Raw genomic sequence first — 11,100 nt, 5'->3', positions numbered from 1 at the left:
TCCCACAGCGTAAGCTGGTAAGACCCCTCATAGACGATGAGGTTGATAGGTTCGGTGTGGAAGCGTGGTAACACGTGGAGCTGACGAATACTAATCGGTCGAGGACTTATCCACACACTCTTAGCAAGCATGCATATCTAGTTTTGAAGGATCATATTATCACGGAGAGTTACCCAAGAGGCCGAAGGGGACGGTTTGCTAAACCGTTAGTATGCGCAAGCGTAGCGAGGGTTCGAATCCCTCACTCTCCGCCATTTTTATTTTTACTATCAAAAAGTAAAATTTTTTTTGTTGAGTGATAGAGGTTTTCTTATGGCGGCGTAGCTCAGCTGGTTAGAGCGTTCGGTTCATACCCGAAAGGTCGGGGGTTCGATTCCCTCCACCGCTACCATAGGGGCATAGTTTAAAGGTAGAACGAAGGTCTCCAAAACCTTTGGTGTGGGTTCGATTCCTACTGCCCCTGCCAGAAGAACCTGTATCGAATGGCTAGCATAGAATATCATTATGGCGGTCGTGGCGAAGGGGTTAACGCACCGGATTGTGGCTCCGGCACTCGTGGGTTCAAGTCCCATCGATCGCCCCATGCAATGGGAGTATAGCCAAGTGGTAAGGCACGGGTCTGCAAAACCTTCACCCCCGGTTCAAATCCGGGTACTCCCTCCAAATTGTGTCCCAGTAGCTCAGCAGGATAGAGCAACGGCCTTCTAAGCCGTCGGTCGGGAGTTCGAATCTCTCCTGGGACGCATCGCTCCTAAAACCGCGTTATATCAACGTTTGTCAGACGTGAAGGGCTCCGGCAGGCCTCTCGAAAGGTCAACGGTCCTACGGTCTGCGAACGTGGAGATCGCGGGAACCATTCGGGTGTAGCCGTCAGACATCGCGGTAATCCGGCTAAAAAAGGACCTCCTACGGACTCAAGTTTAACATTTGAGTGTGAAGGAGGTTTTTTTTCGTGAAGGAAGATCCGCGAATTGGTCGTCAACTTGTTCGGAGTAAAAGGGCTGTGACGGTAAGTTCCAATGTATCATATGAATTAGATGACGCATTTGAATTGTTCTATAACGTAAAGAAAGCGAGAGGAATGCGCGAGCGTACACTCGCTGATTACAAAGCTCATTGGCGTTATTTCCGCGAATGGATTAACGAGAATTACCCTGGCATCAAACTCAACGAGATAACGTCCACAATCGCGTGGAAATATTACGTATACATGGCAAACGGCAGGACGAAGTATGCCGGAGTTCATAAACGTGAAATCGAGGGACAAGCCCTATCGCCGACGACGGTTGCGATCAGGTTGCGTACTCTTCGGACAATGTTTAACTTTTGGTCGGGAGAGAGGATGTTAGACATAAACCCTGTAACTAACTTGAAGCCACCAAAAGAGGACGAGGATGAGATCGAGGCGTTTACTGACGAGCAGCTTCATAAGTTGATAAATACGCCAGATACTCGAACCTTTGCAGGTTTTCGCGATCGTACTCTTATGCTTCTACTAGCAGATTCAGGCCTTCGTATACAAGAGGCTCTCGGAATGAAGACAGAGCATATTGACGTTAGATCACGATGCATACATCTGTCTGCAGCGATGAACAAAAACCGTAAACCTCGAATAGTACCCGTATCAAATGAGGTCTTGCGATTACTATTCGAGCTGATGTCGGAGAACAAATCTTTCTTCGGCGACCGTGAATATGTCTTTCTCTCGGCTTATGGCGATCCATTAACGAGTGATACCGTCAGGAAACGCTTTTCACGATATGGCATAGAGGCGGGTATTGCTGAGGAAGTACGGGTTTCTCCGCACACATTCCGTCACTATTTTTGTAAAATGTATCTTCTTAACGGAGGTGACCTATTCACGTTGCAGAGGATCGTAGGTCATGCGGATATTTCCACCACGCGTAAGTACGTTCAAATGGACGATGAGAACGTTAGGGTACAACACGCGCAATTTTCACCAATCATGCGCTTGCGGGCGGGTAAACGACGCTAGTCTTCGGACTGGCGTTTTTTTTTTCGTTATCGGTACGAATCGGGTAAAGCACGTCCTATGCCTGCCAATGTCCGCAAAACGGTGTCGTGACGCGTATTTAACGGTTAACTATCGATAGGATTAAGTTTACAAAACTACATGTTTCGCGAACTTTTCGGGGGTCAAACGTAGGCGTGGCGCGGGTTCCTCCGTCACAGTCACAACTTAGTAAAGCGATCGCTGACGGCAAGCACCGGACGAGCTGCGCCAATCTCACGGGGTCAGTTTATCCGCGAGAGCGTTCAGCACGCATGCCCTCCGAAAACATCAACCCTCCGTTACATCCGCTGCAACCTTCCGGCGCGTGACCTCTCCGGAAATTTTCGAAACTATCCGTGTCACAAACGGTTATTTGCGATACGATCCGGGCAAATGTTATGCCACCGTAACATATCGCGCCTACCTCCGTCTCATATCCCGTTCTCATTATCAACGTATCATAATTACGTTATTGACCGTTTGTGATACGATTGGTATAATATGGGTAACGAATAAGAAACGGAGTGATCCGCATGAAACTCGGCTATGCTCGTGTATCAACGCAGGACCAATCGCTTGACTTACAGATCGACGCGCTAACAGGCGCAGGCTGTGACGAAATCTATCGCGAGAAGGTTAGCGGAATGAAGGACGATCGTCCGGAACTGGACCGCCTGCTATCGTATGCGCGCCAGGGTGATACGCTTGTCATCTACAAGTTGGATCGGTTGGGCCGGAGCACAAAGCGCCTGCTTGAACTGGCGGAGGAACTAGAGCAGCGCGGCATAGAGCTCGTATCCATCCGCGATCAGATCGACACATCGACCGCCGTTGGTAAAGCTATGTTCCGTATGCTCATGGTACTTGCGGAGATGGAACGGGATATCATCGTAGAGCGTACGCGCGCAGGCTTGGAGGCGGCGAGGGCGCGCGGTAAGGTCGGAGGTCGCCCAGTAAAGTACGGCGATGGTAACGCCAAGCTGACGCACGCCATCGAGCTATACAACGCGAAGGAGAAGAGTGTACCGGAGATCGAGCGTATCACAGGCATAAGCAAGGCAACGTTATATCGCGCGTTGAAGAGGGCGTCCGTCTAGGGAGTCTTTTTTTGTGTTCTAATTACCCCCAGGGCTTTATGCAAAATACCCCTCGTCATGTGTATACAACTTGCTTACAGGTTCAGAATCTTTGGGTCTACCCTACACCACCCCTACCACCCCCTATTTACCCCCTCAACATGTGTCAGAAAAATCCGCGTCTCAAAATTTATCTTTGACTTTTGCGCCAAAGATGATAGTCCACCGTGAACCAGCGCTATTATGGTATAATTTAGGGAATTACAGCGGATGGGGGTTCGCTTAGTCATGAAACGTACGCTATACATACTTGCCGCAATTACAATTCTAGCGGGATGCAGCGCGAAGGAGCCGGACGCGCCGACAGCACCCGTAACAGCTCCGGCAACTGAGCCTTCCGCGGCGACAACGTTAACTGAGGAAGACAAGGCGGAGATAGCGGCAAAGTACGGATTAGAGAAACCGGATCAGCCAGCAGGAAACGTCTCGGTACAGGTCGGCATATCCACCAGTGCTGATCAGCCCACGAAATCAGGCGTCAAAGCCATCGCAGGCAAAACGGAATCCGACGTGTCGACACTACTCGGTAAGCCTACCGCGACAGAGGACGGAGAATGGACAGTAGTGTCAACGGACGAAAAAATGCCTTACTTGCGTCACACATACAAAACCGATATTGGCGAAATAAGTGTCATGTTCCTTGAAGGAGTAGCCGCGAGGATCGAGGTCACACCAGCCGAAACATTTAAATATCCGGAGGACGCGGCCAAAGCAATGAGAGTGGTGGGGCTCGCAGTGGAGGATGGGTTAACGCCAGACAATGAGGCTCCGCACTACATGCAGTACAACAATGTAGACGGCTTCTATTACGTAAACGTAGTAAAAGACTTGGAAGGTAATCCGGAGAATATTAGTTACGTGAGGGTTATTACGGATCGTCTATTTAAGTAGTATTTGCAAAAGAAAGAGCGCTTCCCGTTTAGTGGGGGCGCTTATTTGCTGTCCGGTGTATATTCAATCAGGTCTCCTGGCGTCACAGAGAGCGCCATACATAGTTTATTAAGTGACTCGAAATCAACTCTCGCGATTGCCCCTAGAGCTAGCACCTTTACCGTATTACGAGATAGGCCGGTAATTTCTATGATATCTTTTTGATCTAAGCCGCGCTGCTCCATTACCTCTCCCAAACGGAAACGAATCGCCATGAAAAAACCTCCAAAAAAATGTTGGTCAACTAGTTGACATGCGAACTAGACTATCGTATCATTAGGTCAACGAGTTAAGCGGTCAACTACCTGACAAGTACAGTTATTATACCGCAATTTCCTCACAATTTCAATTACTCTAAGGCGCGCGCTCACCCCCATCCGCGCCGATCGTACCAACGGGCATCCCCGCCTGTTGCTCTCAATTACATATCATCCCCCGAATCACTCCTTCCGATTTTTGATGCTGACCTCAGCGGCCCTCATTCCGCGACCCAGCGTCAGCGCTACGCCAGTGGCGCATTGTCGGTCGGGGTATTTCACGTTTAATACGAAGGAGGTTACGCTATGAGATTCCCGCGCATCACGATCCGTCTGTCAGACGATTTCGAGCGAGAGTTCGGTCCGGAACGTTTCTCCGGTGTTCTTATCGAGCAAGATATCGCGGCCTACCTCGTTGATGGCGAGGAGCTGGCGTTCATTGTCGTAGAGCCAACGGACAAGCCTGGCACCTACATCGCTACATCCGGTCACGCATACGGCGGTCAAACGAATGACGAGGGCAGTATCGCTCGTGTCGTTGATGGGTTGCGCGCTATGTCTGGCTGGGATTTCTACTTACGTTACTGTGTCCGCACTACTGAGGCGGCAGACTTCGACTTAATATGGGACTTGGCGCGATGAACCGAGTAGGGGAGCGTTGTGTCAGTCAATTATATACGGAACATTCCGAAAATGGAGGGAAAAATGATGTTTGAAGTGTACGATTTTTCTGCAGAACGGCCCAAGCGAGGAAGACCAAGGAAGGATAGTCCGAAAACGATCAAAGAGGCGTTGAGCTTCGCGATAGGATGGCGGAGGACAATCGTAGGTTGCTACAATATCCGCCTTGTAGGTTGCACTGAAGGTACGGTCGTCACACTGTCACCGCAGGAGTTCGTGCGACTATTTCCGGATGCTACCGTAAACGCTGCGTCAGGTGTTGCGTACCTGTCCGTCAAGCGTGCGGAGGAGCTCGGATTTACCTTCGCGAGAACGATCGAGGAGATGACAATAGCATGAGACGCCAATCCCTGCGAATTCATCTCTGTTACTTACTCGAACTTATCCGCGTCTCTCGCTAATCGAGTCCGCCAATTGTCCGATGAACCGCCGAGGTGCGGCTAACACTTCGGATCGGCTTGCAGCTTGCGCCAACAGGCGGTGAGCTTACGGGGAGGGCAAAACGTTCACATATCCGCGTCCCGTTCCACAAAACGACGGCAATCGTTCGGATCGGTTCGGCAGGCGCGGAATCTACTGACCAGTCAATTGTATCAGTACGCGAGTAGCGCCAAATGCTCGCGAGCTCACGGACTATTCGGCTGCAACCGTGCTAGTCCGGCAACTGCGAAGCCTCTCGTACCGTTATCGGTCGCGCCAACGATCATTAGCGGATCGCCTTGTGGGAGGCTTGCTTTCCTATGCTCATTATACACGAGAACGTTTGTTTGTTACAACCTATTTTTCCTAAATATGTACGATTTTTCTTTTAAGTTGTCATAAGAAGTGTGCGAAAAAGAAAAACGCTTTAGATATTGTATGTAGGTGCGCGAAATCGCCAGGGACATACGAGAATCTTAGTGAAGACAGAAAAATTTTCGTAAAAGTGTGCGACGAGCAGGTCGACTGTCGTTAAATCTCATAGAAGGTGTGCGAAACACGAGTTTACTTTCTATATTGTTGTAGCTGCGAAAACACACGCACATTTTGCGGAGTTATTAGAAAGGATCAAAAATCTTTATGGGAGATTTTCCGAGGTCACCCATTAGAAGTGTATTACTAAATATACGATAGGTGTGCGAGATTGATTTCTCGTGTGTCTGTATAAGTAGGAGGTGAATATCAGTAGTTGCCTGATTTTTTTTCGACAAATGGTTCGAGTGCGTCCCTGTGCATCGTTAAACATAGTAGGAGAGTGTACGGTTTTAATTCTCGTGCGTTAAAAGTAGTAGAGAGTGCGTGAAACGACGGCGTCATCCGTATAATCACGTAGGCGCACCGTAACAACATTTCTCCGGAAAGTGTGCAAAACGGAAAGAGCTCCGTATATACAAGTAGGGAGAAAATTTTTGCGGCGAGTGTGCAGAATGGGAAATCGCCTTGTACATTACAGTAGGTGTGAAGAACGGCACTCAGCGTTGTATAACATTATGATCGCGGAAGTGTGCGAAATCACTCTGAGAGTTGTAGTAGTAATTAGACGATGTACCAATTTCTCGAAATTTTGTGCCTATAGAAAGTAGATGTACCAATCTTGCGAAAATCTGTACTTATAAGAGTAGAGGCGGTGATGTACCAAAATTGATGAAAGGTGTGCGTATAAAAAAATAAGAGGGGATTGTCCCAATTTTGCCGCGATCAACACTCTATAAGATAAGGGGGTGATGTACCAATATTATAATTTTTTGTGCGCTATATAAGTAGGTGTCCCAAAATGCACATAAAAAGCACATCTATAAAGTAAGGAGGGGTTCCGCCATGTGAACGGAAGCAACCGGTCGAATGTCGGACAAGCCAACGGACAAATAAACGATATGGGAGAGATGTTGAATGATGACAGTAAGCGAAAAAATTATGGAAGTTTTGGCGAAGGAAAGTACAAACCTACTCACATCAATAGCAGCAATCAATGAAGTAAAAGAAGCTTTGTCAGCAGAGTTTATAACGCGATTGGGTGATGCGGAGATTCATCGAGAGGTAGAAAGAGAGCGCCTAAAGAAGATTCATTTGGAACGGGGAGTGTCAACTATAAATGACTCAAGCGCTGGAGAAATACTATACGGTGCAGTTGAAACAGACGAAAGAGGATGTGTTTATCCGATCTATGTATGGGCAAACAATCAAGAAGAGGCGGATATGTTAATTACCGCGGTATCGCCTGAGTGGAGTTGGTTAGGAGAGGTCGATGAGGACGGGGAGTTTGTCCATTTTTAAAGCGAAAACCACGCCGTTAGGCTGGCGGGCCCGGCGGCGTGTTCCTTCGGTAAATAAACGATTGTACTACGATTATATCACGGATTAGGACGGAGGTTCAGCGATATATGGACGAACAAAAGGAAACGCGGATTTTCTATAAAACGTACGTTGACGCGATACACTCCGGACTCCTAGCGGACATGGGCGCGGAGAGGTGGCAAACTCTCTGCGTCCTGGCTGCATACATGGACGAGAACGGCGAGTGCTATCCGTCAATGGAGTCGATCGCGGCGAGGTTAGGTATTGCACGTGAAAGCGCCAGTCGACGGATTAGACGTCTTGTCAAATATCGGTGGAACGGAAAGCCGATCGTCAGTGTGCGGAGGCGGAGAGAGCCAGGGCCTGGAACATGGGCAAATAACGTATACACGCTGTCGCCAGAAACTCAGCTGCAGTTCGGGAACAAGGAGCGAAACAGTAGCTAAACGTCACGTGGTAGGTGTCACGTGGTTACTAGTCACGTTAACAAGAACCATCTTTAAACAAGAGCCATTATAACGAGAGCCATAATAATATCGCTCATGACGGCATAGATGCCTTATTCGCGAAATCGTCATTTATATAAGAAAGTACACGCGATAAAAGACTAGCGCGATAGAAGATATACAATACCTTATTCGCGTAGAAGAAAACTAACCAATAACCAAGATAGCCGCGTGTCGTAAACGTCACATGGATAAGAGGAGGTCGTCGTTTGCAGAAACAAGCGATACAACACACGGGACTATCCGCCATCGCCCGCCGAGGCTTCCCGAACCACAAGCGCGCACATTACCGCAAGCACTCTGAAACACCGTTTGCCCGTCGGTCGGAGATTGTCCGTTCCATAACTGACGAGATCGTCGGCGAGCAATGGTCTCAGCTCGAGCACGTCAAGGCGGAGGACCGATGGGAACGGGTCGCTGACAAGCCGTTGCTCGCGGTCGAGAAGTCGGCCCACACGCTAATCAACGGCCGCCCGTCTGTTCCGGCGCTACTTGACTATATGGCGGATTACATACTCGCGGAGGATCATGTGCACGGCCTCAAGCAAACCAGGGTGCCGGACAAGTACGCGGTGGAGGATCGGCCACACATCGGGTCAGGCGCGGCCGACTTCGTTTTTCTCCGATACTACGGGCACCTCCCGATTGGGCGGCGAAACAGGCACAGGATCAAACGTTGCGAAGTTTGCGAATGGTTTTTTCTCGATCGCAGCCGGAACAATGGTGCCAAGATATGCGGAGACGAGTGTCTGGCGTATAAGGATAAGATTCGGCAGCGAGTAGGGCGAACAGGTGATACAAGAACGAAGAAGGACCAGGCACGCCATACGCTAGAGTACCCGTTCTATAGTCCAGTAGAGCTGCGCGAGATTCCGTTCTATTCAGAGACACCAACAAAAGACTCGCGGATGGGACGAAATGAGACGCGAGACGCCGGAGATTACGCCAAAGAAAACGTGGAAGATATGAATAAGCGGTTTCGAAACGGGAGACGCGCTCCCAATTGGGTTCCGGAATCTGAATACGAGTGTAATCGATACAATCCGAGAGGGTGGCAGAAATGGAGGGAAGTGGAGGAGCCGGGCGAGATTGTAACGTACAACATTCAGGACGTATCGGCAGAATGGGTGCGCGGTCGCGAGTGGCAGAACTATCGGAATCATTCTCACAGTCTGGACAAACATGCTATATAGTGGGAAGGGACGACTACAAAGGTTATTTATTTTGCCCTTGTAGTTGAGAGTTTCGGAAACTATTAAAAACGAAGGAGGTAATTGAAATGGTCACAGTAGACCGTGAGTTAGTGTTTCGACTCCGTGCGCTAGAGAGGCTGACACAAGAAGCGTTTGGCAAGAAGATCGGCGTAAGTGGGGCTATGATTAGTGACATTGAGCGTGGAATGAAATCAGTAAGTAGGACACTTGCGCTCCGGATCGTTGCAGAGTTCGGACTGACACCAGAGAGCGAGCAGAAAATCCGGGAATATCCCGCTTAATTATTTTTGTCAGGATATCGATTTTTGGTCGTAGTTACCCAATTTAATTTTAAGTCAAATCAGGAGAAAAAGTCAAGAGATGAATAATGCCATTTGGCGTATTGACACTGACTATCTTGCAGCATACACGGAAGACTCTGGCATCATGGCGCGAATCCGCCGCTACTATCCTGATATCGAGCCAATCGCGCGGTATTACCGAGACGGAAAGAGGATCGCCATTCAGTATCGCGTACCCAATCGGAGGAAACGTTCGATGCGAAGGATACTCGGCGTTGATGTTGCACTCGAATAGCTGGAAACGTGTACGCAAATAGGCAGTTTTGGTGCTTGCCAGACGAGGGGTACATTCCCCTTGCCATCTATCGGACGTGCTCAAAAAGCGGGCAAGAATAGCACAAAATCACCGTTTTGCGTACCAAATACACATATAAAAAGGAGAGGTCGAAGTGAGTCAACAAGTAGCCGAGAAGCTGCCGTCGTTTGAGGACAGAGCAGGCGGTAAGATTCGAGTTTCAACGTGGGAGCAGCCAGTTGACCATTTTGACTGGATCGCGTCAACGGGATTCACCTCGCCAGGTCATGAGCCGAAACAACCGCCAGCTAATGGGCGGCGTTGCGGACAGATGAAATGGTTCTCTAAAAGGAAAGGTTTCGGCTTTACTGTATGCGACGTATTCGTCCACGCGAGGAACCTAGTCAGCGGCGAGCTCCGATCCGGTTCGCGAATCAAGTTCGACGTAAAAGAAGGCGGGAAGAGTTCGGAGGCCATAAACATAAGGGTGATCGGATGAAGCAGGCCCGCGCACTACTAGCGGAGGCACAACGTCTCCAAACGCTAGTCCACGATGACCAACGATAGCACAGCGAGTTTCCGCGCGAGTCCCGTATCATTGCGGATACGTTCCGCGACTACGAGGACTGGTTCCGTTACCAGTGGCACAAAGACAACGGTCGGGGTCGCCTTTTCTACGCTCGATACCTTTCTATCGCGCAGGACCTACGGATCGCAACGACCATTCTTCGCGATGCCGTTCGGTACGAGAACGCGGGATCGATCGAAGTCAAACGCGCTGAAATACGACAGTCCGTCCGAAAGCTGGCCGGGCTTATTCGCGATGGGATATCGGGACCAACAAACGACGCAGATACAACGAGAGAAATAGAACGGACTTTAGGGCCTGGATGAGCGAGGCACAGAAAGGAGGTGGGTCCGGTGGCGCTGTTTTATGGTGTCAGCTCCTTGTATTACATCGAGGCATGGCTGGTACAGAGATTTAAAAATTACGTGAGGAAAGGGAGAAGGTACAAATGGAACATATGGATGCACGCGATACGGAGCCTAGTGTAGAGGTTGCAGTCGAGCCCGAACCGGAGAAGACGTACTCCCAGGCGGATATTGACGCAATGAAAGCGGAGTGGGACGGTCAACTAAAGCAATCACAGACCGCGCTACAGCAGCAGACTCTACAGCACGTATTTTACCGCAAGGCTACGGAACAGGGTGTTGCAGATGCGGACAAGCTGATGCAATACGTGAACCTGTCGGGTGTGACGTTTGACGAGAGCGGTCAGCCGCAGGGGATCGACGAGATTATATCTGCGATTCAAGGTGCAGTCGCAAGAAAGGGACCGAAGATCATCGGGGAGCATCGACAAATCGGCGACGACACTAATGGTCCTTATCAGGAAAAGTCCACACAGTCGAGGCTTGAAGCCGCAGCGGAGAAAGCACGTCAAACCGGACGGCCCGAGGATCGCGCAGCTTATTCAAAACTAAAACAACTTACAACATTTTGGAGGTAGA

The 11,100-nt window shown here is 49.5% G+C and carries 16 protein-coding genes, 6 tRNA genes and 1 rRNA gene; 21 read left to right on the top strand and 2 right to left on the bottom strand.

Annotation, left to right across the window (positions count from 1 at the left end):
• The 10 genes from C3B52_RS23165 to C3B52_RS23120 form a co-directional block, all read left to right on the top strand.
• Positions 1–114: ribosomal RNA gene (locus tag C3B52_RS23165) — 23S ribosomal RNA — on the top strand; the annotation flags it as partial.
• Between the two features lie 49 nt (positions 115–163).
• Positions 164–254, top strand: a tRNA-Ser gene (locus tag C3B52_RS23160).
• Between the two features lie 60 nt (positions 255–314).
• A tRNA-Met gene (locus C3B52_RS23155) sits at positions 315–391 on the top strand.
• Between the two features lies 1 nt (position 392).
• A tRNA-Trp gene (locus C3B52_RS23150) sits at positions 393–466 on the top strand.
• A 41-nt stretch (positions 467–507) separates the two neighbouring features.
• A tRNA-His gene (locus C3B52_RS23145) sits at positions 508–583 on the top strand.
• A gap of 6 nt (positions 584–589) precedes the next feature.
• A tRNA-Cys gene (locus tag C3B52_RS23140) sits at positions 590–663 on the top strand.
• Positions 664–669: 6 nt separating this feature from the next.
• Positions 670–743, top strand: a tRNA-Arg gene (locus tag C3B52_RS23135).
• 260 nt (positions 744–1,003) lie between these two features.
• Positions 1,004–1,996: a tyrosine-type recombinase/integrase gene (locus C3B52_RS23130; protein ID WP_164684883.1), complete on the top strand. Its 993-nt coding sequence runs from the start codon at positions 1,004–1,006 to the stop codon at positions 1,994–1,996.
• 551 nt (positions 1,997–2,547) lie between these two features.
• Entirely contained in the window at positions 2,548–3,111 is a 564-nt protein-coding gene (locus C3B52_RS23125; protein ID WP_103108745.1) for a recombinase family protein, read from the top strand.
• Positions 3,112–3,378: 267 nt separating this feature from the next.
• A complete protein-coding gene (locus C3B52_RS23120; protein WP_103108744.1) occupies positions 3,379–4,041 on the top strand; it encodes a hypothetical protein in 663 nt (220 codons plus the stop codon).
• Between the two features lie 41 nt (positions 4,042–4,082).
• Here C3B52_RS23120 and C3B52_RS23115 read toward each other — a convergent pair whose 3' ends face one another.
• On the bottom strand, positions 4,083–4,295 hold the full coding sequence (locus C3B52_RS23115) for a helix-turn-helix domain-containing protein (RefSeq protein WP_103108743.1): 213 nt from the start codon (positions 4,293–4,295) through the stop codon (positions 4,083–4,085).
• A gap of 348 nt (positions 4,296–4,643) precedes the next feature.
• Here C3B52_RS23115 and C3B52_RS23110 point away from each other — a divergent pair, with 348 nt between their 5' ends.
• From C3B52_RS23110 to C3B52_RS36650, 3 genes are all read left to right on the top strand, one after another.
• Positions 4,644–4,979 (top strand): hypothetical protein, encoded by a 336-nt coding sequence (locus tag C3B52_RS23110; RefSeq protein ID WP_103108742.1) that lies wholly within the window; start codon positions 4,644–4,646, stop codon positions 4,977–4,979.
• Between the two features lie 66 nt (positions 4,980–5,045).
• Positions 5,046–5,357: a hypothetical protein gene (locus C3B52_RS23105; RefSeq protein ID WP_103108741.1), complete on the top strand. Its 312-nt coding sequence runs from the start codon at positions 5,046–5,048 to the stop codon at positions 5,355–5,357.
• Between the two features lie 95 nt (positions 5,358–5,452).
• A complete protein-coding gene (locus C3B52_RS36650; RefSeq protein WP_164684882.1) occupies positions 5,453–5,626 on the top strand; it encodes a hypothetical protein in 174 nt (57 codons plus the stop codon).
• Positions 5,627–5,644: 18 nt separating this feature from the next.
• Here the strand turns inward: C3B52_RS36650 and C3B52_RS37855 are convergent, their stop codons facing one another.
• The gene (locus C3B52_RS37855) at positions 5,645–5,773 is read right to left on the bottom strand and encodes a hypothetical protein (RefSeq protein WP_268811899.1); all 129 of its coding nucleotides are present in this window, start codon (positions 5,771–5,773) and stop codon (positions 5,645–5,647) included.
• A 1,114-nt stretch (positions 5,774–6,887) separates the two neighbouring features.
• Between C3B52_RS37855 and C3B52_RS23100 the strand changes: the two genes are divergently transcribed.
• The 8 genes from C3B52_RS23100 (at position 6,888) to C3B52_RS23070 (ending at position 11,099) form a co-directional block, all read left to right on the top strand.
• On the top strand, positions 6,888–7,271 hold the full coding sequence (locus C3B52_RS23100; RefSeq protein ID WP_103108740.1) for a hypothetical protein: 384 nt from the start codon (positions 6,888–6,890) through the stop codon (positions 7,269–7,271).
• A gap of 107 nt (positions 7,272–7,378) precedes the next feature.
• A complete protein-coding gene (locus tag C3B52_RS23095; RefSeq protein WP_103108739.1) occupies positions 7,379–7,738 on the top strand; it encodes a helix-turn-helix domain-containing protein in 360 nt (119 codons plus the stop codon).
• Between the two features lie 488 nt (positions 7,739–8,226).
• Positions 8,227–8,991: a hypothetical protein gene (locus C3B52_RS23090; protein ID WP_235615828.1), complete on the top strand. Its 765-nt coding sequence runs from the start codon at positions 8,227–8,229 to the stop codon at positions 8,989–8,991.
• Between the two features lie 86 nt (positions 8,992–9,077).
• Entirely contained in the window at positions 9,078–9,293 is a 216-nt protein-coding gene (locus C3B52_RS23085; RefSeq protein ID WP_103108737.1) for a helix-turn-helix transcriptional regulator, read from the top strand.
• Between the two features lie 79 nt (positions 9,294–9,372).
• Complete coding sequence (locus C3B52_RS23080; RefSeq protein WP_103108736.1) at positions 9,373–9,588, top strand: hypothetical protein; 216 nt, start codon at positions 9,373–9,375, stop codon at positions 9,586–9,588.
• Positions 9,589–9,742: 154 nt separating this feature from the next.
• Complete coding sequence (locus C3B52_RS23075) at positions 9,743–10,087, top strand: cold shock domain-containing protein (RefSeq protein ID WP_103108735.1); 345 nt, start codon at positions 9,743–9,745, stop codon at positions 10,085–10,087.
• A 54-nt stretch (positions 10,088–10,141) separates the two neighbouring features.
• A complete protein-coding gene (locus C3B52_RS36645; RefSeq protein ID WP_164684880.1) occupies positions 10,142–10,459 on the top strand; it encodes a hypothetical protein in 318 nt (105 codons plus the stop codon).
• 145 nt (positions 10,460–10,604) lie between these two features.
• Complete coding sequence (locus C3B52_RS23070) at positions 10,605–11,099, top strand: hypothetical protein (protein WP_103108734.1); 495 nt, start codon at positions 10,605–10,607, stop codon at positions 11,097–11,099.
• The last annotated feature ends 1 nt before the right edge of the window (position 11,100 follow it).

The organism is Brevibacillus reuszeri, from assembly GCF_002897295.1.
Lineage (GTDB): Bacteria > Bacillota > Bacilli > Brevibacillales > Brevibacillaceae > Brevibacillus > Brevibacillus reuszeri_A.
The sequence above is the reverse complement of the archived record's forward strand: the minus strand, read 5'-3'. Positions and strand labels throughout refer to the sequence as shown.

What these genes read in the sequence shown, in the direction of transcription:
- C3B52_RS36645 (WP_164684880.1), top strand. Translation starts at nt 10,142, where the DNA reads ATGACCAACGATAGCACAGCGAGTTTCCGCGCGAGTCCCGTATCATTG.
- C3B52_RS23085 (WP_103108737.1), top strand. Translation starts at nt 9,078, where the DNA reads ATGGTCACAGTAGACCGTGAGTTAGTGTTTCGACTCCGTGCGCTAGAG.
- C3B52_RS23125 (WP_103108745.1), top strand. Translation starts at nt 2,548, where the DNA reads ATGAAACTCGGCTATGCTCGTGTATCAACGCAGGACCAATCGCTTGAC.
- C3B52_RS23100 (WP_103108740.1), top strand. Translation starts at nt 6,888, where the DNA reads ATGATGACAGTAAGCGAAAAAATTATGGAAGTTTTGGCGAAGGAAAGT.
- C3B52_RS23095 (WP_103108739.1), top strand. Translation starts at nt 7,379, where the DNA reads ATGGACGAACAAAAGGAAACGCGGATTTTCTATAAAACGTACGTTGAC.
- C3B52_RS23105 (WP_103108741.1), top strand. Translation starts at nt 5,046, where the DNA reads ATGTTTGAAGTGTACGATTTTTCTGCAGAACGGCCCAAGCGAGGAAGA.
- C3B52_RS23080 (WP_103108736.1), top strand. Translation starts at nt 9,373, where the DNA reads ATGAATAATGCCATTTGGCGTATTGACACTGACTATCTTGCAGCATAC.
- C3B52_RS23110 (WP_103108742.1), top strand. Translation starts at nt 4,644, where the DNA reads ATGAGATTCCCGCGCATCACGATCCGTCTGTCAGACGATTTCGAGCGA.
- C3B52_RS23115 (WP_103108743.1), bottom strand. Translation starts at nt 4,295, where the DNA reads ATGGCGATTCGTTTCCGTTTGGGAGAGGTAATGGAGCAGCGCGGCTTA.
- C3B52_RS23120 (WP_103108744.1), top strand. Translation starts at nt 3,379, where the DNA reads ATGAAACGTACGCTATACATACTTGCCGCAATTACAATTCTAGCGGGA.
- C3B52_RS23070 (WP_103108734.1), top strand. Translation starts at nt 10,605, where the DNA reads ATGGAACATATGGATGCACGCGATACGGAGCCTAGTGTAGAGGTTGCA.